This window comes from Nostoc sp. ChiVER01 (assembly GCF_034531155.1).
GTDB lineage: Bacteria > Cyanobacteriota > Cyanobacteriia > Cyanobacteriales > Nostocaceae > Nostoc.
In genome coordinates, this window is the sequence record NZ_JAVRBS010000028.1 from 23,285 (window position 1) to 42,466 (window position 19,182).

Genomic DNA, 19,182 nt, shown 5'->3' on the forward strand with positions numbered 1-19,182 from the left:
ATTGCCAACAATTACTAAAATAAATTTGCTAACAAAACTTTGTCTAAAAAATTAGAGTAGTTTTGAATTACTGTAAAAATAAGTAAGAGGATTAAATCATGAAATTTGGAATAGATAGCGGGCATAACTGTCCACCAGACACGGGAGCTAGAGGTATTAAATTTGAGGATAATTTAACTTTAGATGTAGGTAATAGAGTTATAGCTAAGTTAAGAGCTTTAGGAAATGAAGTCGTAGTATGTAAACCAAGTAGTGCTAGTACAGTACGTGAATCGCTTGCAAAAAGATGTGCTACAGCTAACGCAAGTAAAGTAGATATCTACGTCTCGATTCATTTTAACTTATTTAACGGGCAAGCTAATGGTACAGAAGTATTTTCAACTAGTGATACAGGTACAAAAATTGCTAAACCTGTATTAGATGAAATCGTCAAGTTAGGATTTTTTAATCGCGGTATTAAAAGTGGTTCTCACTTGTTTGTTCTGAAAAATACAAATATGCCTGCTATCTTGATAGAATGTTGCTTTCTCGATTCGCAAAAAGATATGAATCTTTTTAATCCAGAAGCAATGGCTAATGCGATCGTTAAAGGCTTAACTGGAAAAGCACCAAGTGTTCCTGTTAACCCTGTACAAGATGAGGAAGATAATGCAGATGCCACTATTCTGAGACTGCAAAAATCCTTAAATCGACTCAAAATAACTGATAGAAATGGTAAGGCGTTAGTAGAAGATGGCTTTACCGGGGCTAATACAAAATCTGCCGTAGAAAAATTTCAAACTATTGTCGGAGTTCAACCGACTGGAACTGCTGACGAAGCTACATGGAATGCCATAAATCTAATTTTGGCAAAACGAATTCTTAGGCCAAACCATGCTGGTGGCGCAGTTGTTAGATACTTGCAATACCGTTTAGGTGTTGAGAATGATGGCATATACGGGCCGCAAACAGAGCTTACAGTTAAGAACTTTCAAAAGCAAAATGGTTTAGATGCAGATGGGATTATCGGCCCTGCTAGCTGGCAAAAATTAATTAGTTAGATTCAGAGGTAGACATTGTTCGTAGTTGGGGCTTTAGCGCTGAAGCACCTACTACGAACTTATATGATTGGTTATTACGGAAAAAATGGTTCTATAGCTATGCACTTTCAGGATAGCTTTTATTAATAAGAGAAATAACCAGGGCGGTAGACACATTTATTCAATTCTTAACTCATACACGAAACAGTGCAAAATAGCTTCACCAACTAAACGGCTAACCTTCAATACTTGCTCATCTCTTTCTGTACAGTAAGTAGTGTGAATACAAGCAGGACAGCCATCATGTTCACGGCAAATCATGCGGTCTTCTTCTTGTTTTCGCTGTTGAAGTTGTACATGACGTTCTGCCTCAGCTTCTTCTACAACCCTATCAATGAATTGACTATCAGGCGGCAAATTCCAATTTTGAGCCAATGTAGTGCGTAACTCTTCAGCTGATGCCCAATTTGGATTTTCTGCCAAATCTATAGGGCAGAGAATTGAGGATAATAATTCCTCATAAACTTCTTGAGGATTATTCCGCAGGGTATTCTCAAATACTTCTGTGTACAATCAGAAGCCTCGTAGAAATGCCAACTAAAAACTTGCCATTTGGCAAGTTTTTAGTACCCGATCTTCCAATGTTAGATGTTAGTTAAGGTGTAGACGCACATTGCCTTCCAATACATCCTGAAGAGGGAATAAAGTATGCCAGAAATTAGTCGTTTTTTCGGGATGATCATCACTATGTATTATAATGACCATCCGCCCCTACATTTTCACGTAAGATACAATTAACACAAAGCCATTATTAGTATTGAAACCTTAGAAATTTTAGAAGGTAAACTTAGCTCTAGAGCTTTTAAACTGATATCAGAATGGGCGACTTTACATCAGAGTGAATTGATGGAAAACTGGGAACTAGCTAGAGATAATCAAACCCTCAATGGGATCTTACCATTGGAGTAGTAAAATATGTTAAAAGATATTATTGCAGTGGAACCAAGAGAAAATTATCAACTATATATCTGTTTTGAAGACAAAATGGAAGGAATAGTTGATATCAGTAAGCTGATTAAATTTACAGGTGTTTTTGCACCTTTGCAAGAGCAAAAATACTTTGCTCAGGTTGAATTAAACCACGAATTAGGCACAATCCAATGGCAATCAGGAGCCGATCTCGATCCAGATGTTCTCTATGCAGTGATTAGCAATCAGCCTATTCCTAACTATAAGTTAAGTCATAGTGCGTAAGAGCAAAAAACTGTTAATTAGCGATGCCTACGGCGGCAAGCTACGCACCCCATTACACCCCAAATTTCATAAGTGGGTAGCTGTAAGGCTTGTTGCCAGACATCAATTTGTAGAACTGCTAAAAGATAGTGCAGATGCTTCTACCAAATGCGGATTGTGGTGTTGCCAAAAACTTAAAATCTTTTCACTAACCTGTTGAGGATAGAAATAGTGAAAAAAATGATATCCTTCTGGGCATTCCCAGAGTTTATCTTCTGGCTTCAACCAATTCAACCAGTCATACAATACAGTTGAGTTGACTACTGGATCGCTCTTGCTACCACATACCATCATTGGCATAGAAACTCCACCTTTTGGTAAATAAACCAACTTAAATAAAGAGTGTGACGAGGGAGATTGTTCTAAATCTTTATCTAAGGCAGCTACTAACTTTTTAGTGGTATGAGGCGGTTGATTTCCAAATAGACTGCGAACGCTGCTTGCTAAAACTAGCTCACGGCTGATGCTAAAAAGTTGTCGTTGAAAGTAATAGTGAGCCTGCCAATTGTTTGCAGGTTGAGCTGCTACAGCTAGCAAGGTGAGCGATCGCACTTTTTCGGGAAATCGCCGCGCAAAGCTTAAGGCGATCGCACCACTCATCCCATGACCTGCCAAATGCACAGGGCGATCGCGCCATTCTAAAAACTCATATAGCAACTCCACAGCTTGATCTATGGAACTGGCTTCATCTTTGGTTTGCTGGTATTCCCATTGGGCGATTCTCATATACCCAGATAAATATTCAAGTAATGGTTTATCAAAACGCTTCAAAATAGGACTAGCATTTAACCACAGAACATCAAATGAATCAGACATAACTACCTATAACTTCTAAATTATCAATTTCAATAGAGGCGCACAGCTAGCTGCGTGCCCCTAATCTTTACAAACCAAATTCTGTTTTCAACTGAGCAACCCAAGTTTTAATTCGCTCGTCTGTTAAATCAGATTGACTACCTTCATCAAGTGCCAGTCCAACAAATTTGCTATTTTTCAAAGCTCTAGAATTCTCGAAATCATAACCCTCTGTTGGCCAGTAGCCAACAGTTTTACCGCCTCGCTGGGAAATTTTTTCTTCTAGAATTCCCATTGCATCCTGAAAATTATCGGCATAACCATATTGGTCTCCATCACCAAAATAGGCAACCAGCTTACCACTAAAATCTATTTCATCCAGATCGGGGAAAAAACCTTCCCAATCGCTCTGAAGTTGACCAATATCCCAAGTGGGAGAGCCAATAATCAACAATTCATACTCATCAAAGGTGGTAGCATCCGCCTCATAAATGGGATGTAATGTTACAACCTCATCACCAAACTCATCCCGGATTTTTTCAGCATCAGATTCAGTGTTGCCAGTTTGAGTACCGTAAAACAGACCGATTTTTTTCGACATACTTTCACCTGATATATGGATTTGCGATCGCCAAAATACCTATTTGCCTTGTTGAAATATATTTTCACTTAATGAATATCTATCTCAATAAGTCTGAAGATATCCTACCAGACTTATTGAGAGTTTTTATCATTTAATTTAGGTTAAATTTTGTAAAGTATTTCAGGAACAAACCCAAAAGGCGGACGGGCGTTGATTCAGGCACTACTTACTGTAAGTGACTTAGGATATGCTCACGCAATATTCCGAATTATTACTAGTTTCAAAAGATACGTCGGTAAAAGAAGCTAGAGAAAGTAAATTTTTTGTGCATTTATGAAATTCATCCAAACACTAAAAGTAGCTGTAATTCCTGTTTTGACTGTGTTGAGCTTGTTGTTTGCATCAAATAAAGTACTAGCTGACTATTTAAATAGTCAGGGTTCAGGAGGTAATTACCGTTATGAATTATGGTCTACTGATGATAATAGCCGTTACTATTTGAAAGTCTGGTTGTATGAAGCAAGTCCAAATAGTGATCCACGCTACACAGATGGGAGTTTTAACTCTACTAGAGAAGCTCTAATTTATTTTGATTGCAATTACGCTGAGAGAAATTTACCAGAATGCCCTCGATAATAATTTTTAATCCCTCTCAAAGTATCCTGGGAGGTTAGCAATAGGAATTATATTTAATTTGTCGCGGTGTCAAGATCCCCGACTTCTTAAAGAAATCGGGGATCTAACTTTTCACGAATAATTTAGGATTATTATATTTTTTCTTTAGTAATATTTTAAATTGGATAATTTATAAATATAAATTACCTATATGGTCAATTTTAATATTTTGAGTAAAATACAGACGCAAAAGTGAAAGCCTACTTTCCTTCCGATAATTGGGCTGATGATCAAGATAATTCGTAGTTCGTAATTAAAAAATTAAATTACGAATTACGAATTACGAATTACGCTTCGGCTGGTTGATATTCTTGTTGTCTTTCCACAAACGACTGAACACGGGTGCGGTAGTTTCTCACAGTCTCATCTACCCAATCGCGATCGTTGCTATTTGCATACAAATGCACCAGTGGTTCGCTAGCATCTGGTAAAACTAACAGCCAACTGTCATCGTAGGGCTGACAAATTTTTACTCCATCGATGAGTTCTAGATTTTGAGCTGGATGAGTTTCGACTAAGTAACGCATCAAAGCACCCTTAGCTGTCCACGGGCAGCGTATTGTATAACTTTTGTGAATTACACGGGGCAATTCTGACCGCGCAGCAGCAAGCGATCGCTCTTGTATAGTCAACATCTCAATTATCTTTGCAATACAGAACATGGCATCAAATCCCGGATGCAGTTGCGGGAAAATAAAACCAGTATCTCCACTACCTCCTAACACCACATTCGAGTTTTTTTGACAAGCTTCCATTAAAGCTGTAGGGTTGGCTTTAGTGCGAATTACTCTGCCATCGTGGCGGCGGGCGACTTGTTCAATAGCACTAGAAGCATGAACTGGTACAACTACCGTTCCTCTGGGGTTAGCCGTGAGAATCATGTCTACCATCAGTGCAGTTAAAGTTTCCCCACGAATTGGGTAGCCTGATTCATCAACTAAAATTAGTTGTTCTCCATTAGCGGATACTTGCACACCAAAGTTAGCTTTTAATGCCTCTACTACATGACCTAACTGAGTCAGCAATCCTTCGCGATCGGTGATTGACATCGCCGTTTTATTGACACTGGCATTCAGTACCACTGCATCAGCACCAAATTTATCCAACATTTGGGGTAAAACTGCCCCCGATACGGCATAAACATAGTCAATCACCACTTTTGCGCGGCTGTTGCGGAGTGTATGAACATGCAATAGTTTCTCAAAAGCAGTGCAGTAGCGATCCATGACTTGGCTAGGATAAGATACATCGCCAATTTCATGAATTAGCGCCCGCCGCATATCTTCCTTAAAATAAGCCCCTTCAATTTTCTTTTCCAGGGCTTTGGTGATATTAATGCCCTTGGCATCCATGAATTCAATCAAAATGTAATCAGGGCGATCGGGGTGTACCCGGACATGGATACCACCAACTACCGACATTGTAGGTATAACCGTGCGGGCAATGGGGATAGCTGTAGCATCAAGGTTTTGAATATCAATACCTACTGACATTAAACCAGCAATGAGCGATCGCGTCACCATTCGAGAGATATTACGCTGGTCACGAGAAACCGTTACCTTAGAACCAGGTTTTAAAGTAGAACCGTAAGCAGATCCCAGTTTCACGGCGAATTCTGGGGTGATGTCGATATTAGCTAATCCTTGGACACCACGTTGTCCGAATAAATTCCGTTGGGCGGTATTCCCCCAAATTAAGTTAATGTTTAAAACTGCCCCTGACTCAATCTTTTTACTGGGCCAAACGCGCACGCCAGGGCTAATTTGGGCTTCTTCTCCCACCGTGGAAAGCGAACCTACAACAGCAGCTTCTAATACATGGGCGCGGCGGTCTACACGAGCGCCACGGGAAATTACACAAGCCGAAAGATGTGCTTCATCGCCAATAAATGCCCCATTCCACACTATGGGACGTTTGAGATTCGCATCAGCGCCAATAGTGACATTATCACCAACTACAGTTCCTGCCTCAATTTGGACTCTTGGCCCGATGCGGCAATTAGCACCAATTATTGCTGGGGTTTCAATAATAGCCGTGTGGTCGATGTAAGTGTTTTGTCCTACCCATAACTCATGAGAAACTTCTTTATAAGCAAAATCGAGATTTACCTTTCGATCTAATGCATCATATTGAGCTTCCCGATAGGCATCTAAGTGACCAACATCGCACCAGTAACCTTGAGCGATGTAGCCATACATTGGCTCATCTTTTGCTAAGAGTAAGGGGAATAAGTCTTTAGAAAAGTCGGATTCAATGTTTGCTGGCAGATATTCCAAAACTTCTGGTTCGAGAATGTAAGTACCAGTGTTGACGGTATCGGAAAAAATTTCACTACTAGAGGGTTTTTCTAAAAACCGCCGAATTCGCCTTTCCTCATCGGTAATCACTACCCCAAATTCAATCGGGTTGGGAACCCTGGTTAAAATCAAAGTAGCTTTTGACTTATTTTGTTTGTGAAATGCGATCGCAGCTGTGAGGTCAAAGTCTGTTATGCTGTCGCCGCTAATGACTAAAAAGGTTTCATCAAGAAGTTCAGCAATGTTTTTCACACAGCCTGCTGTACCCAGAGGTTGATCTTCTTCGACGGCATAAGTCATCTGGACACCAAAATCACTGCCATCTTGAAAATAGTCTCGCAACACATCAGGTAAATAATGTAATGTGGCAATAACTTCTGTAATTTGATGTCGTTTGAGAAGATTGATAATATGTTCGGCTATTGGTCGATTAAGGATCGGCACCATCGGTTTAGGCAAATCGCAAGTTAACGGGCGAAGCCGCGTTCCCGAACCCCCCGCCATCAGTACTGCACGCATAAATCCTCCTTAACTAATTACAGCCTTCGCTGCTTGAAAACGTGTCAGATATATTTTCTTCTTCTTTCTCTAGTCTCCTATGGATATCGATATTTGAGGAACTTCCATAAGATGCATCTGCATTGGGGCATTGGGGATTGGTCATAGGGTATTGGGCATCTGACCAAAACAGACTCCAATACTGCTGGGGTAAAGCATTTTTAAGTCAGAATTGGATTGGGGGAAAAGGTTAAAGGGTAAAGGGTAAAGGTTTTTTGTTTGCCTTTTCCTCAAAACCCGACAAGTATTGAAACAGACTCATGATACAGAGTAGGGGCGGCATATCTGTCCGCCCCTACAATGGGATGTTTTTTAACTGGAAATCCCTTATGAACTTTAGAAAGTAAAAGTAGTTCTTAACGCACCAATGACAGCATCATTGTTATTGTTGTTGTTATCCGGTGAAGTCAACCAAATAACTCCGGGAGTAATGGTAATATTGTCGCTCACCTTATACTGGTAGAACGCTTCTAGATGATAGGAATTGTTCTTATCTTTACCAATTTGGGCAACACTTGAATTTGTGACATAAGGTTCCATGCCAACCACAATACCCGCTAGGTTCCCTTTTTTACCAAAGTCGGGGAATCCTAAAGTAACTGCCCAGTTCCAAATATCAAGACTTCCGCGATTAATTCCACTGCCATTGCTTGCCAAGATCCGAGTGTTAGTGTAGCCAGCCCAGCCACCCAAGACAAATTTATCGCTCAGTTGTAATGATGCTTCTGCACCATAAGCATTACTAGATACTGGCAAATCGGTACCAGAAAATGCAGCTAAATCATCTGGTAAATTAGGATTATTCAGTAAAGCCGATCGCAGGTTAGCACGGTTGCTGCCTGTACTACCATTGGCAGTAAAATCATTGTTGTAAGAATTAACGTAAGTCAAACCAAGGGTGAATTTATCAGTCGGTTTGACCGTTAACTGGCCTATGGCTCCATAAGCCCCCTTAAATAAACCACTTCCATTTTGAAGATTAGCAGGATCGTTAGCTAAATACCCCAAACTTAATTCTAGATTCTTGCTCAACTGATGCTGAATTGCCAAACCAGCACCATTCACTAGATAGTAAATAGGGTTGCGAGTCCCAAAATGAGAAAGAGCGCCGCTACCACCATCTCCATCTAAGTAAGGGTTTACTGTATTAGTAAAATCATCAGCCGCCCCTGCGTTTGCTTCAACAATGACATTTGTTTTCTGAGTCAGAGGGAACTGATACAATAGCGCATCTATCCCAACAGCATTGTTGTTGCCATTATCAAAAGTACCGCCAGCAAACCGTAAGTCACCTTCTGGTGTAAACGTCGAATTTGCAGAGAAGGCATTCAGATTTGTAGCTTGCAGTCGGGTTCTTAGTAAATCCTTGCCTGTAAAGCTAGAATCAAAGTTGAGGCGGATGCGATCGCCTAAAATAGAATTGCGATTGATTTTTCCTCCTCTAGCATTATCTCCTGACACAACCCCTGCTACTGCAAAAATCGCTTCACCATTGAGTTTGGTAGTGGTAGAAAACTGATGCTGTTCTAGTTCAGCACTGCGTGTTTCCAGCGCATCGACTCGACCGCGCAGGGTTGCTAGTTCGGCGGTAAATTCCTCTTGCAATTTTTGTAATTTGGCTAAATCTTGTTTTTTAACCAAATCATTAGTTGAGGTAGCAATCAGTTCATTGATACGTTGTAGACAAGCATTCAAACCCGCCGCAAATTCATATCGCGTCATCGCTCGATTACCGCGATATGTACTATTAGGATATCCAGCAATACAGCCGTAACGTTCTACTAATGATTGCAGTGCTTGAAATGCCCAATCAGTTGGCTGCACATCTGATAATTGAGATACAGAGGTAACTTGCGCGACAGCATCAGCAGTTGCCGGAGACTCTAGAGATTGCTCTGTTTGGTTATTTTCAGGTTTTGATGTGGTATCATTTGCAGGAGATGCTATTGCCAGCCCAGCATAACCAACAACTGAGGCAACAAGCACAACGAATGGAGCCTGCTGAAGAAAACTCCAAAGAACTTTTGCTTTTAACATTTTTATTTCTCACACAAAAAATTAATCAGGACTAGTACCGTAAGGCGGAAGTCAAAAATTCAAAGTCAAAATTCAAAAAGCTTAGAAGATAGGCTTTTGAACGATTTGAAATAGTTGCTTTATTTACGCCGTGTTGTACTAGTACAATGTCTAAGTTAATTTTGAAGGTTTGTAGTAAGCACTAAAGTGCTTAGAAAATAAGGACTCAAGTCATTACTACAAACTTGCTTATCCATCAATTTCAACTTGACGTACTGCTAGCAAACTAGCCAACAAATACTCAGTCTATGTATTTAGCTTTTAAGGCTTGGCAACACTAGTGACATCCTTGTTAAGAACCCCTAAAGCTGTTGACAATTTCTGTTTATTTGGTGCAGAGGCTTTCAGTCCTGCCTTAATCTCATCGGATTTATCTTCAATTTCTTTGTAGGTAGTGGGAGATTTAGCTTTAACTCCATCCTCAACCTTTGACCAGAAATCTTCGAATTTATCAAATTCCCCTTTAGCTTTGGTAAAATCTCCTGCCTCAACTGCGGCCTTAGTATTGATAACAACACCTTGTAGACCTTGAAATTCAGTTGTTTTACCGGGAGTGGCTACTGCACCAGGGGAGGTTGTCGCAGAGGGAGTGGCTGTTGCATCAGGGCTGGTTGTCGCAGCAGGAGTGGCTGTTGTATCAGCGATAGAACTCCCAGCAGGTGGTGTCTGTGCAGTAGGTTCTTCACTCTTATTGCATCCAACCAAAGTCATCATGCTGATTGCAGCAACTATCAGTACTGGATTAAAACGATTCATTCTAAACTCCTCACCAAAACTCGTTTGTGTAGACTAGTACCGGAAAGCGGAAATCAAAAGTCACCCATGCTTTAATTTTGGGTCTTGACCTGTACTAGCGTTCATATTTTACGCTGACTATGAACAAAAATATTAGGTAATATTTTTGTCATTTAAATATTAAAGCTATCAAGGTAAAAAACTCGGAAAGAACCAATATTTTCTCTTTCCGAGTTTTTTACTTGTCATGCTTTACCTTAAGAACAGAGTCTATCAAGACTCCTCACACCAATTGCTGACTTCGGGTCTTGTCAGACAAGACTCGATTTTTCTCATCTCATTTGTATTTTAGGTGATATTGAGCCTACATTGTATTGGGAAAAAGTTTCTACTACCGGAAAAATAACATGAAACGTTCATTTCGTAAGTATCATCGTATCCTGGGCATCATGCTATCTGTGCCACTTGTGTTAACTGTGCTGACTGGGATATTAACAACCTTTGTCCGTGAGTGGTCTATTGGTATAGGAGTTCCAGCTAGCTTCCTCTTGAGTATCCATACAGGCGAAATCTTTCATCTGCAAGGAATCTACCCAATTTTGAATGGATTAGGACTTCTAGGATTGTTGGTGACAGGATTAAATATGTCTGGTTTATTTGGTAAAAAAACTCGGCAAAACCCTAATAATTAAACTAAGAAGCTAATGGTAAACGTACCTGAAAGCAGCTACCAACACCGATTTCACTGGTGACGCTAATATCTCCTCCATGAGTTCTAGCGATCGCCAATGCAATAGCTAATCCTAAACCTAAGCCTCCCTCTCGCTGATTTCTAGCTTGATCTGCCCTCCAAAAGCGATTAAAAATTAACGGAATGTGTTCTGGAAGAATACCAATACCAGTATCTTGAACATTTATGACTACAAACCGCTCAAGTTTAACCAGAGAAACTATGACAGTCCCTCCTTTAGGTGTATAGTGCAAAGCATTTTGCAACAGATTAGAAAATAATCGCTTTAGTTGAATAGCTTCGCCTTTGATAAAAACTTCGGTTGATATTTCTGACTTGAGAGTAATTTCCTTAAATACCGCTTGCGGTTCCAAAAACTCTACTAAATCCTCTAATAGTTCATCTAAAGGAATAGTTATCCATGCCATCACTTGAGTACTAGTTACTGCATCAGTTCGAGCTAATAAAAGTAAATCTTCTACTAATCGAGTCATTTGATTACTTGCAGATGATATTGCTTCCAATTTATTTAAATTAGCTGGATGAATTCTATCTGGATAATTCATGATAACTTCAACTGAAGTTTTAATGATTGTTAAAGGACTACGCAACTCGTGGGAAGCATCGGCAGTAAACTGTTTTAATTGCTGAATACTTTGCTCAATTGGCTGTAAAGATTGTCTTGTTAACCACCAACCACCTAAACCGCTAAGAATTATTACAATCAGTCCTCCTAACTCAAATCCCCATAAGAGTCTATCTAGTTCTTCTTCTAATTCTTCTGTAGATTCACTTACCCGCACATACCCTTGAAGCTTTTTTTTTCTTCCAGTTAAACTATGCAGATAAACAGGAATAGTAATGCTGCGAATTTTATTGTGTTGGCTAATGTCAAAGTTAGTAGTAAAAGATATTCGAGAAATAGTGGTTCCCGCTTTAGCTAATAGCCGACCATTAGCATCAAACCATTCTACTCCTTGATGATTTTCACGTAAATCTTGCCAAGGAATATCTAAATCTCCATCATCATCATTATCTAAAATTCGAGGTATTTTAGTATTGATTGCTTTTTTATCAACTGGCGCTGCTATTAAGTTGTGAGAAGCTGCATTTGCTAAAGTGATAATTTCACTATCTAACTTTTGATAAAGATTATAAGATAAAAAATGATAGACAATTGTGGTAGAAGTCCCCCAAATTGTTACCATGACACCTAGATATGAAAATAAAAGTCGCCTGCCTAAAGCCTGAAGCATCAATTTAAAAAGTTTGTTTTAGTCGATAACCTAAACCATATACTGTCTCAATAAAATCAACATTAGCTCCAGCAAATTTCAATTTTTGTCTTAAACTCCGAATATGAACCTTGATTGTTTCTTCTCCTGGTGGCTCTTCAAAAGACCAAAGATGTTTCAAAATATCATTGCGATTAAATACTTGATGACTATGACGTAAAAACAATTCTAAAATTCTATATTCTTTGGGAGTCAGATGTACTGATTGTCCATTATATGTAACTTCATAATTACTTGGATCTAAACGCAATTTTTCCCACTCAAGCACAGGGGGTAAAATAGTAATTCCCCGCCTTAATAAAGCGCGAATCCGAGCCATTAGTTCTTGTAAATCAAAGGGTTTGACAACATAATCATCTGCTCCTGCGTCTAACCCGATTACTTTGTCTGTGCTAGTGTCTTTTGCCGTTAACAACATAATAGGTATAGAGTAGCCCTCTTGCCGTAGTTGTCTACACAATGTTATACCATCCAACTTTGGTAACATTAAATCTAACACTATTAAGTCATAAGGAAAGGCTTTAGCAAACTCCCATCCTACTTGGCCATCGCTAGCAATATCAACAAGATAATTTTGGTCAATTAGTACTTCTGCAAGTGCTTTTGCAATCCGATATTCATCTTCAACTAAAAGAATTTTCATAACAGTTTTTTCCTGTTAGCACCAAGATTATTGTTTTTCAAAACTGATAAAATAGGGATAGTGACGCGTACTTTCTTAACCCCGGATTTCTCACCAAATCTCTCAAAACCCTGAGCAGGGAGGCAGGGGAGCAGAGGAGAGTTGAATGTGCTAAGTTCAATCCCCTCTGCATTTAAAACTTGTGAGAAATGCGGGTTAACGTACTTTCTCAATACTAATTTCTGCCTGTAAGCTAATCAGGATTGAAGTTACATAATCAGGGCGGGCAAGATGCCCTCCTCACAAGATATAGAGAAAATTTTAAGATGAGTTCGCCGAAATAACAAATGCGTTCGCCAAACTAACAAATGCGTAGGTGTAGCCAGTTGTAAGCATCTCATGACTGCAACAATTTAGCTTTGTCATGCCAGCGTAACGCACCGCGAATCTTTGATGGATGAAGTTTTTCCGACTTGTGTGTACACAGTAGCCTTCTAGGAGAGAGACTTGGAATTTGAATTGTTCAGCCTCAATAGACATCTTGCAAAAGTAACAAATGCCAAGATGTCGGGGAAAGGTCAAAGGTTACTGGGTTTGGGGAAATTCCATCCCTTTCCCCTTTACCCCTTCCCCTTTACCCCACTTCTGCAAGGAGTCTAATACTCCCCGGCTTGTTAACTATGCTGACAATGATAAAGTTTGTATTCGTAACCATCTATACCAGGCATTGATTGAGTATCAGATATAACGCAGGTTTTGACGGCTTCTGCTACAGGTGCATGAAAGTTTACCAGCCACAAGTCAAAAGGTCGTGGTAACTTATTTAGAGTATTTTCCAAAGCAATGGTGGAAATATTCGGGTCTTTGTCTTGATGAGCAAGGAGAAACAGAGGTTTTTGGAGTGAATTGGCAAGTTTAATCTCCCTAGCGACTCCCATCATTTCCCCTGTGTGTACATAAGTTTTGTGGGTAGTGGCAATCAGTACTGGTATTGGGGATGTTTGTTGAATTAGTTGCACAAACAGATCAGGGCGATAATATTTTTGATAGCCGAGATTGCAGATTACTGTAACTGCACTGAAAAATCCCATTAGCCAAATTAACATCACGGCTTTTTTACCGTTTATTCCCCATTTACCTATGCTTTTTATTTCCTTGGGGGGATGCCAACAAACTGCGAGACTTGCGCCTAGTAAAACAACGATCGCAGGAAAATAAACAAAGTTATATCTAGCACCCCTAGTCAGGTCAATACCCAAAAAGTACGTAAAGATAAAGAATAAAGTGATCGCACTGCTCACTACTCCAGCAAACACCTGAATCATAATCCGGTTTTCTGGGTGCTGTAGTTGAATCTTAATTGCACGCAGCAAAATTGGTACTGCCCAAATAAAGAAAGTCAGCATCACTATTCCAGAAGGAATCACAACCAAAGCTTGTGAAGATTCAACTGGTAATAAGGAAATCATTGCAATCAATGTTCCTAAAGCTTGAAAAATTGGGCTTAACCACTCTAGTCCAACACGCGAACCTCGAATCCACTCGGTTAAATTATCACGATTTCTATTCTCTAAAAAGATTGGTACCCAAATTAAACCAGCCACACAAGTACCTACAGCAACGGCATAGATGCGCCGCCAGCCAAGAGAGAAGAAAAGAGAAAATTTGCTGCTAGTTTGCAATTGCAGCCAAGCAAGAAAAATCAAAACTACGGCTTCTGTGCAGAGGGTGAGGCTGAAGAAGTAATGAGTAGCAAATCCTAAAGCATTAATTCCTACCCATAAAAGTGCTACCCATATAGGTAAAGGTGTACGGTTTTTAATATGACGTGTAGCAATTACTAAGCAGGTGAGAGAACCAATTACCCATAAGGTTGCTAAAGTGTAATGACGCGCTTCTTGTGCTAAAAATACGCCATAGGGTGATACTGCCATCATGGCAGCAGTCAAGTGCCCCACTAATTTCGAGCGAAATGCTACTTTGCCTAATACGTAAACACACGGTATAGAAGCAGCACCGAATATAGCTGGTAGCGATCGCGCCCCAAACAGCGATATTAAACCTCCGTCGCTGGAAAATAATTTCATCCACAGGAAAGCCAGCACAAAATACAGTGGTGGATGATTATCTTGTGTAACTAAGTTATGAACCACATCAGCAATACTAGCTGCTGGGTTTGGTTGCAGTGGTTGTAATAAGATATCAGGCGCGATCGCTTGATCTAGAGGTACTGATAAAAAATTATTCCCCAAGCTAAACACCAAGGTGGCAAACTCATCAGTCCAAGGAGGCTTTGCAGTCAAGTTGGTTAGACGTAAACTGATGCCGATGATTAACCACATTAAGTTCAGCAAGGGGTGAAGCCAAAAAGGAGGGAGGCGATGCCAATTATGCCAATACTTGCGTTGTAAGGTAGAATTTGCATCTACTATGGGCAAAAAACGGGCAGCATAGACAGGTAGCAACGAGATAATTTTTCTGTAAAAATCAAATGCACCTTGGAAAAAAGCTCTCATTGCCGGGCCTCACACAAATGGACTTGTAGATTTGACGTTTTAGATTTTAGTTCGTTCTAAAGTCTAAGAACAAAAATCAAAATCTCAAATCCCTCGTTGTGATTATTTCACATCAGTGACGCGCCAGCTAAGTTTCAAATTAATCCAGAAATTCCAGACGGTAGCAACTGCGATCGCAATAAAGTTGGCAATATAACGATTAGGAATAAGAAAATTAAATACCAAATTTAATATCAGTACATTCAATACCAGTCCAGCAAGACAAATGGCGTTAAATTTCCCAAACCGCTTCAGGCGTTGCTTCCATCCTTGCTGTCTGGCGCTGACATCCGCAAATGTCCAAGCATCATTCCAGAAAAAATTATTTAAAATTGCGATCTCACCAGCAATAATTTTGCTGCGCGTCAGTGGCCAAGCCAAGGTAGTCGGATCACTGAGCAAGTAAAGTATTGCCATATCCACAAACACACCACTAAAGCCAACCAACCCAAAGCGGACGAATCGACCAACAGGGAAATTGACTTTTCTACTCAATCGTCCTACTCTTCCTGTGGAGAGCCGCAACCGTATCAAGTGGTGAATATAATCTACATATTGCTTCCATGTCACCTTACTCTCACCCTCTTTGCGTTCGCAAAACACATACCCAACTTCGGCAACTTGCTCTACTTTTCCCCGCCCGATTACCTCTAGGAGAATTTTGTAGCCAACTGGATTAAGTGTTGCATTGGCGATCGCACTCCGACGCACCATAAAATAACCACTCATGGGGTCGGAAACTCTTCCCAGTACCCCCGGCAAAATCACTAAGCCCAACAACTGAGCGCCACGAGACAAGATACGCCGAGCAACACTCCAGCTACTGACGCCGCCTCCATCCACATGACGACTGGCTACTGCCAAATCTGCTCCCTGCTCAACACTACGCAACAGTTGCATCAGCACCTCTGGTGGATGCTGCAAATCTCCATCAATTACCCCCAAAATATTCCCTGTGGCTGCTTGCCACCCACGAATCACCGCACTTGATAGCCCCCGCTCCTGTTGGCGTCGCATCACCCGCAACTGAGGGTATTCTGTCGTCAAGGATTGTGCTATTTCCCAAGTTCGGTCTGGGCTATCATCGTCCACCACAATCAATTCATATTGTCCTGGAATAGATTCATCTAGTAACTGACTCAATATGTTGACCACATTCTTGATGTTGTCACGTTCTTTATAAGTAGGAATTACTAGGGAAAGATGGATAGATTCACCACTTATACCTACACCATTAGGGGGCAACTCTGAAATCTTTAGTGGCCCAGTTGGTACTGTTAACAGCGAGTTGGATGAGTTTGTCTTCATAATTTCACCTTACAGAAGAAGGATGCGTAAAAACCGAGAGAAACAAAGCCGAACATCTGCTGGCTTGATTGACTGAACCTGGTTAGTTAAAATTTGGTGAATGCTTTTTATTGCAGTTAGCTGTTTTGAAAAGTCTAGTAATTTCCACGCCTCAATTCAAAATATTTTCCTAAACTTCATCTAAGCTTTATATTTAACCACTTAATTTTATGGTATATTTATGGATAGTTAAAGTTTTTTTATACAAACAATAAATACTGTACCATTAGTTAGCTGAGTCAGCAAATATATACTATTTATCTAGGCTATATGAAGACTTCTGATTATTAGTAGGTCTAATGTCCCAATCCGAAATCATCCGTGATAAATAGTAACTGTAGGGTAGGTTACGGAGATTGTAATGCACCCCATAACATATCCGGTGCTTTAGGCTAACTATATGGGATTTTAATGATTTATTAAGTGCTAGTTTACAAAATCTTAAAATTGGTAGTAAACAAAAAAGTGGTAAATCAGAGTCAGAACTAATTGCATTCTGAATCCTGAACTCTGACTTCGGAATGCTTTTTGATTCCAGATAAATATCAAAGCAATTTAGTAAAGAAATTCAGGCTTTTGGGCACTACAATGCTGTATCCCCACGATAGATGTGCTTTGAATAAAAACTGCTCTAATAACTATATCTTAACTGAAAGAACAGCAAAGCAATTCAAAATGTTCGCATAGCCTCTCGTAGAGAAAAAAGGTAATCCTAGCCAGACTTTTGGCGATTGAGAATCTGCAAATTAAATGCACGTTATCTTATTAAAGTCAAGTTTTTTCGACTTTTCTAAGAATTTATCAATATTTAGCGATATATATAAAAATAAAGTTAACAAAAATTAATAAAATAGGAAATAGGTATACTATTTAGCAGCCATTGGATAGTAAATATCTCGAAAGTAACAGCATAAAATCCCCCAAGAGGGCATTGCAAAAAAGGTGAAAATTTTGTTTGTTATTAATTTAATGCTTTTGTTTTATTGCTTGTATTGAGTAAATAAACGTCTATTGTACAGGGTAGATTATGCATATTCCTGATGGATTTGTTTCTGTTCCAGTGGCAGGAGCTACTGGTTTAGCGAGTGTAGCAGCACTATTTATTGCCTTCGAGCGATCGCAAGAGGCTTTTGGTATCCGCCGTGCGCCCATACTGGGACTAACCACCGCCTTCATTTTTGCCGCCCAGATGATCAATTTTCCGGTAGCAGGGGGTACTAGTGGTCACTTGTTGGGGGGAACCTTAGCTGCGATCGTTTTGGGCAGTCCTTGGGCAGGAACGTTGTGTATCGCCACAGTTTTAATTATTCAAGCTGTGCTGTTTGCTGATGGTGGCATTACAGCCTTGGGAGCGAATATTTTGAACATGGCAGTAGTTGGTGTTTGGGTTGGCTGGATTTTAACCCAAACCTTGCAGAGACTGTTTGGGGGGTCTAAAGGGCGCTTACCCTTAGCTGCTGGCATTGCAGCTGGGGTAAGTGTAGTGGTAGCTGCTATTGCTTGTGCCATTGAGTTAGCCCTTTCAGGAACTGCACCCGTAGCCATAGTTTTACCAGCTATGACTGGTGTGCATATTCTGATTGGCATCGGCGAAGGGATAATTACCGGGGGTGTGCTGACTTATTTAGCCACAGCCCGACCAGATTTATTACCAGGTGAACAGCAGGAGTTTCGCGGTTGGTCTGTACCCATTGTCACCATCTTCTTGATTGCGGGAGTGCTGTCACTCTTTGCCTCAGCATGGCCTGATGGTTTGGAGAAAGTCGCCGCAAACACGGGCTTCATCGACTTAGCCAGTAAAGTCCGGGTAATTGTGCCGACTCCCTTAGCTGACTATGGTATTGAAGGTTTGGGGCCAATTGGCACAAGTATCGCTGGACTTTTAGGAGCTGCGGTTTGCTTTGCTGTTGCCTTTGGAATTGCCAAGGTAGTGAAAGCGAAGAATGCTTAAATTTTCCTTACCGTTACGTTTGCAACTGTCACTAGTGATTGTAGTGGGAGCAGCTTTATTAAAGCATAATGCTTGGTATTACTTAGGTGTATATGGCGCGATCGCACTTTTGTGGGCTTGGCTGTTGCGCGTACCCATTCGCCGCTTGGGAGGGTTACTCGGTACAGAATTGATTTTTTTGTCATTGCTAGCATTGCCCTTGGGATGGGAACGAGCCAGTTTTTTGCTAGTTCGTTCTTTGGTTTGTTTGGTTACTATGAATAGTTTTTTGTTAACCTTACCGCCCCACAGTTTCGGCATCGCCCTCAAAGGTTTACCCGTACCAGCACCTTTAAAAGAAAACTTGTTATTAGCAGGGCAATATATGGAAATTTTGCTCTCAGAAGTGACGAGGATGCAGCGTAGCGCTCAATTACGCGGTTTGAATGGAACTACGGCATGGCTACGCTACGCCAGTGCTGCCATGATTGGAGCCTTGTATCTCCGTAGTCTAGACAGGGCAGAGCGAGTTTATGCAGCAATGATAACTCGTGGTTACAACGGGCAATTGCCCATAGATTCTACCCTTAGACCAAAAGAGCGTTTTGCCATACTAGCAGCTTGGGCGATCGCTAGTTGTGTAACTCTTGCTTCTTACAAAATTTAGTGCAG

At 40.4% G+C, this 19,182-nt stretch carries 16 protein-coding genes and 1 pseudogene; 7 read left to right on the plus strand and 10 right to left on the minus strand.

Annotation, left to right across the window (positions count from 1 at the left end; genetic code table 11):
• The first annotated feature begins 98 nt into the window (after positions 1 to 98).
• Positions 99 to 1,040 carry an N-acetylmuramoyl-L-alanine amidase gene (locus RMY00_RS28055; protein WP_322650679.1) on the plus strand — a complete coding sequence of 314 codons (942 nt, stop codon included), beginning with the start codon at positions 99 to 101 and terminating at the stop codon, positions 1,038 to 1,040.
• A gap of 156 nt (positions 1,041 to 1,196) precedes the next feature.
• Here the strand turns inward: RMY00_RS28055 and RMY00_RS28060 are convergent, their stop codons facing one another.
• On the minus strand, positions 1,197 to 1,592 hold the full coding sequence (locus tag RMY00_RS28060; RefSeq protein ID WP_322650680.1) for a hypothetical protein: 396 nt from the start codon (positions 1,590 to 1,592) through the stop codon (positions 1,197 to 1,199).
• 162 nt (positions 1,593 to 1,754) lie between these two features.
• Here RMY00_RS28060 and RMY00_RS28065 point away from each other — a divergent pair.
• Both RMY00_RS28065 and RMY00_RS28070 read left to right on the plus strand, forming a co-directional pair.
• Positions 1,755 to 1,988: pseudogene (locus RMY00_RS28065) on the plus strand (DUF4160 domain-containing protein).
• 6 nt (positions 1,989 to 1,994) lie between these two features.
• Positions 1,995 to 2,273, plus strand: coding sequence for a DUF2442 domain-containing protein (locus RMY00_RS28070; protein ID WP_322650681.1), 279 nt, complete (start codon positions 1,995 to 1,997; stop codon positions 2,271 to 2,273).
• A 102-nt stretch (positions 2,274 to 2,375) separates the two neighbouring features.
• Here RMY00_RS28070 and RMY00_RS28075 read toward each other — a convergent pair whose 3' ends face one another.
• Together RMY00_RS28075 and fldA are read right to left on the minus strand one after the other, a co-directional pair.
• Positions 2,376 to 3,128 carry an alpha/beta hydrolase gene (locus tag RMY00_RS28075; RefSeq protein ID WP_322650682.1) on the minus strand — a complete coding sequence of 251 codons (753 nt, stop codon included), beginning with the start codon at positions 3,126 to 3,128 and terminating at the stop codon, positions 2,376 to 2,378.
• A 67-nt stretch (positions 3,129 to 3,195) separates the two neighbouring features.
• Positions 3,196 to 3,708: a flavodoxin FldA gene (gene fldA, locus RMY00_RS28080; RefSeq protein WP_322650683.1), complete on the minus strand. Its 513-nt coding sequence runs from the start codon at positions 3,706 to 3,708 to the stop codon at positions 3,196 to 3,198.
• Between the two features lie 315 nt (positions 3,709 to 4,023).
• Between fldA and RMY00_RS28085 the strand changes: the two genes are divergently transcribed.
• A complete protein-coding gene (locus tag RMY00_RS28085) occupies positions 4,024 to 4,326 on the plus strand; it encodes a hypothetical protein (RefSeq protein WP_322650684.1) in 303 nt (100 codons plus the stop codon).
• 326 nt (positions 4,327 to 4,652) lie between these two features.
• On the opposite strand, the gene RMY00_RS28090 is transcribed toward RMY00_RS28085, so the two are convergent.
• The 3 genes from RMY00_RS28090 to RMY00_RS28100 all read right to left on the minus strand — a co-directional run bounded on the left by RMY00_RS28090 (position 4,653) and on the right by RMY00_RS28100 (position 10,052).
• Positions 4,653 to 7,181 carry a mannose-1-phosphate guanyltransferase gene (locus RMY00_RS28090; protein WP_322650685.1) on the minus strand — a complete coding sequence of 843 codons (2,529 nt, stop codon included), beginning with the start codon at positions 7,179 to 7,181 and terminating at the stop codon, positions 4,653 to 4,655.
• A gap of 375 nt (positions 7,182 to 7,556) precedes the next feature.
• The gene (locus tag RMY00_RS28095) at positions 7,557 to 9,257 is read right to left on the minus strand and encodes an iron uptake porin (protein ID WP_322650686.1); all 1,701 of its coding nucleotides are present in this window, start codon (positions 9,255 to 9,257) and stop codon (positions 7,557 to 7,559) included.
• Positions 9,258 to 9,557: 300 nt separating this feature from the next.
• Positions 9,558 to 10,052, minus strand: a complete 495-nt coding sequence (locus RMY00_RS28100; RefSeq protein ID WP_322650687.1) for a DUF4363 domain-containing protein — start codon at positions 10,050 to 10,052, stop codon at positions 9,558 to 9,560.
• A gap of 386 nt (positions 10,053 to 10,438) precedes the next feature.
• Here RMY00_RS28100 and RMY00_RS28105 point away from each other — a divergent pair, with 386 nt between their 5' ends.
• Entirely contained in the window at positions 10,439 to 10,723 is a 285-nt protein-coding gene (locus RMY00_RS28105) for a peptidase (RefSeq protein WP_322650688.1), read from the plus strand.
• A 1-nt stretch (position 10,724) separates the two neighbouring features.
• Here the strand turns inward: RMY00_RS28105 and RMY00_RS28110 are convergent, their stop codons facing one another.
• From RMY00_RS28110 to RMY00_RS28125, 4 genes are all read right to left on the minus strand, one after another.
• On the minus strand, positions 10,725 to 11,969 hold the full coding sequence (locus RMY00_RS28110; protein WP_322650689.1) for a sensor histidine kinase: 1,245 nt from the start codon (positions 11,967 to 11,969) through the stop codon (positions 10,725 to 10,727).
• A gap of 52 nt (positions 11,970 to 12,021) precedes the next feature.
• Positions 12,022 to 12,699, minus strand: a complete 678-nt coding sequence (locus RMY00_RS28115) for a response regulator transcription factor (RefSeq protein WP_322650690.1) — start codon at positions 12,697 to 12,699, stop codon at positions 12,022 to 12,024.
• A gap of 653 nt (positions 12,700 to 13,352) precedes the next feature.
• Entirely contained in the window at positions 13,353 to 15,020 is a 1,668-nt protein-coding gene (locus tag RMY00_RS28120) for a glycosyltransferase (RefSeq protein ID WP_322650750.1), read from the minus strand.
• A 276-nt stretch (positions 15,021 to 15,296) separates the two neighbouring features.
• On the minus strand, positions 15,297 to 16,541 hold the full coding sequence (locus tag RMY00_RS28125) for a glycosyltransferase (RefSeq protein WP_322650691.1): 1,245 nt from the start codon (positions 16,539 to 16,541) through the stop codon (positions 15,297 to 15,299).
• A gap of 1,066 nt (positions 16,542 to 17,607) precedes the next feature.
• On the opposite strand from RMY00_RS28125, the gene RMY00_RS28130 reads away from it, so the two are divergent.
• Positions 17,608 to 18,531 (plus strand): energy-coupling factor ABC transporter permease, encoded by a 924-nt coding sequence (locus RMY00_RS28130; protein ID WP_322650692.1) that lies wholly within the window; start codon positions 17,608 to 17,610, stop codon positions 18,529 to 18,531.
• The gene (locus RMY00_RS28135) at positions 18,524 to 19,177 is read left to right on the plus strand and encodes an energy-coupling factor transporter transmembrane protein EcfT (protein WP_322650693.1); all 654 of its coding nucleotides are present in this window, start codon (positions 18,524 to 18,526) and stop codon (positions 19,175 to 19,177) included. The genes RMY00_RS28130 and RMY00_RS28135 overlap by 8 nt, the downstream gene beginning before the upstream one ends.
• Positions 19,178 to 19,182: the final 5 nt, after the last annotated feature.

Coding starts and splice junctions, on each gene's coding strand:
- RMY00_RS28125 (WP_322650691.1), bottom strand. CDS start 16,541: ATGAAGACAAACTCATCCAACTCGCTGTTAACAGTACCAACTGGGCCA.
- RMY00_RS28100 (WP_322650687.1), bottom strand. CDS start 10,052: ATGAATCGTTTTAATCCAGTACTGATAGTTGCTGCAATCAGCATGATG.
- RMY00_RS28130 (WP_322650692.1), top strand. CDS start 17,608: ATGCATATTCCTGATGGATTTGTTTCTGTTCCAGTGGCAGGAGCTACT.
- RMY00_RS28090 (WP_322650685.1), bottom strand. CDS start 7,181: ATGCGTGCAGTACTGATGGCGGGGGGTTCGGGAACGCGGCTTCGCCCG.
- RMY00_RS28075 (WP_322650682.1), bottom strand. CDS start 3,128: ATGTCTGATTCATTTGATGTTCTGTGGTTAAATGCTAGTCCTATTTTG.
- RMY00_RS28095 (WP_322650686.1), bottom strand. CDS start 9,257: ATGTTAAAAGCAAAAGTTCTTTGGAGTTTTCTTCAGCAGGCTCCATTC.
- RMY00_RS28085 (WP_322650684.1), top strand. CDS start 4,024: ATGAAATTCATCCAAACACTAAAAGTAGCTGTAATTCCTGTTTTGACT.
- RMY00_RS28070 (WP_322650681.1), top strand. CDS start 1,995: ATGTTAAAAGATATTATTGCAGTGGAACCAAGAGAAAATTATCAACTA.
- RMY00_RS28115 (WP_322650690.1), bottom strand. CDS start 12,699: ATGAAAATTCTTTTAGTTGAAGATGAATATCGGATTGCAAAAGCACTT.
- RMY00_RS28105 (WP_322650688.1), top strand. CDS start 10,439: ATGAAACGTTCATTTCGTAAGTATCATCGTATCCTGGGCATCATGCTA.
- RMY00_RS28055 (WP_322650679.1), top strand. CDS start 99: ATGAAATTTGGAATAGATAGCGGGCATAACTGTCCACCAGACACGGGA.
- RMY00_RS28135 (WP_322650693.1), top strand. CDS start 18,524: ATGCTTAAATTTTCCTTACCGTTACGTTTGCAACTGTCACTAGTGATT.
- RMY00_RS28120 (WP_322650750.1), bottom strand. CDS start 15,020: ATGTGGTTAATCATCGGCATCAGTTTACGTCTAACCAACTTGACTGCA.
- fldA (WP_322650683.1), bottom strand. CDS start 3,708: ATGTCGAAAAAAATCGGTCTGTTTTACGGTACTCAAACTGGCAACACT.
- RMY00_RS28110 (WP_322650689.1), bottom strand. CDS start 11,969: ATGGTAACAATTTGGGGGACTTCTACCACAATTGTCTATCATTTTTTA.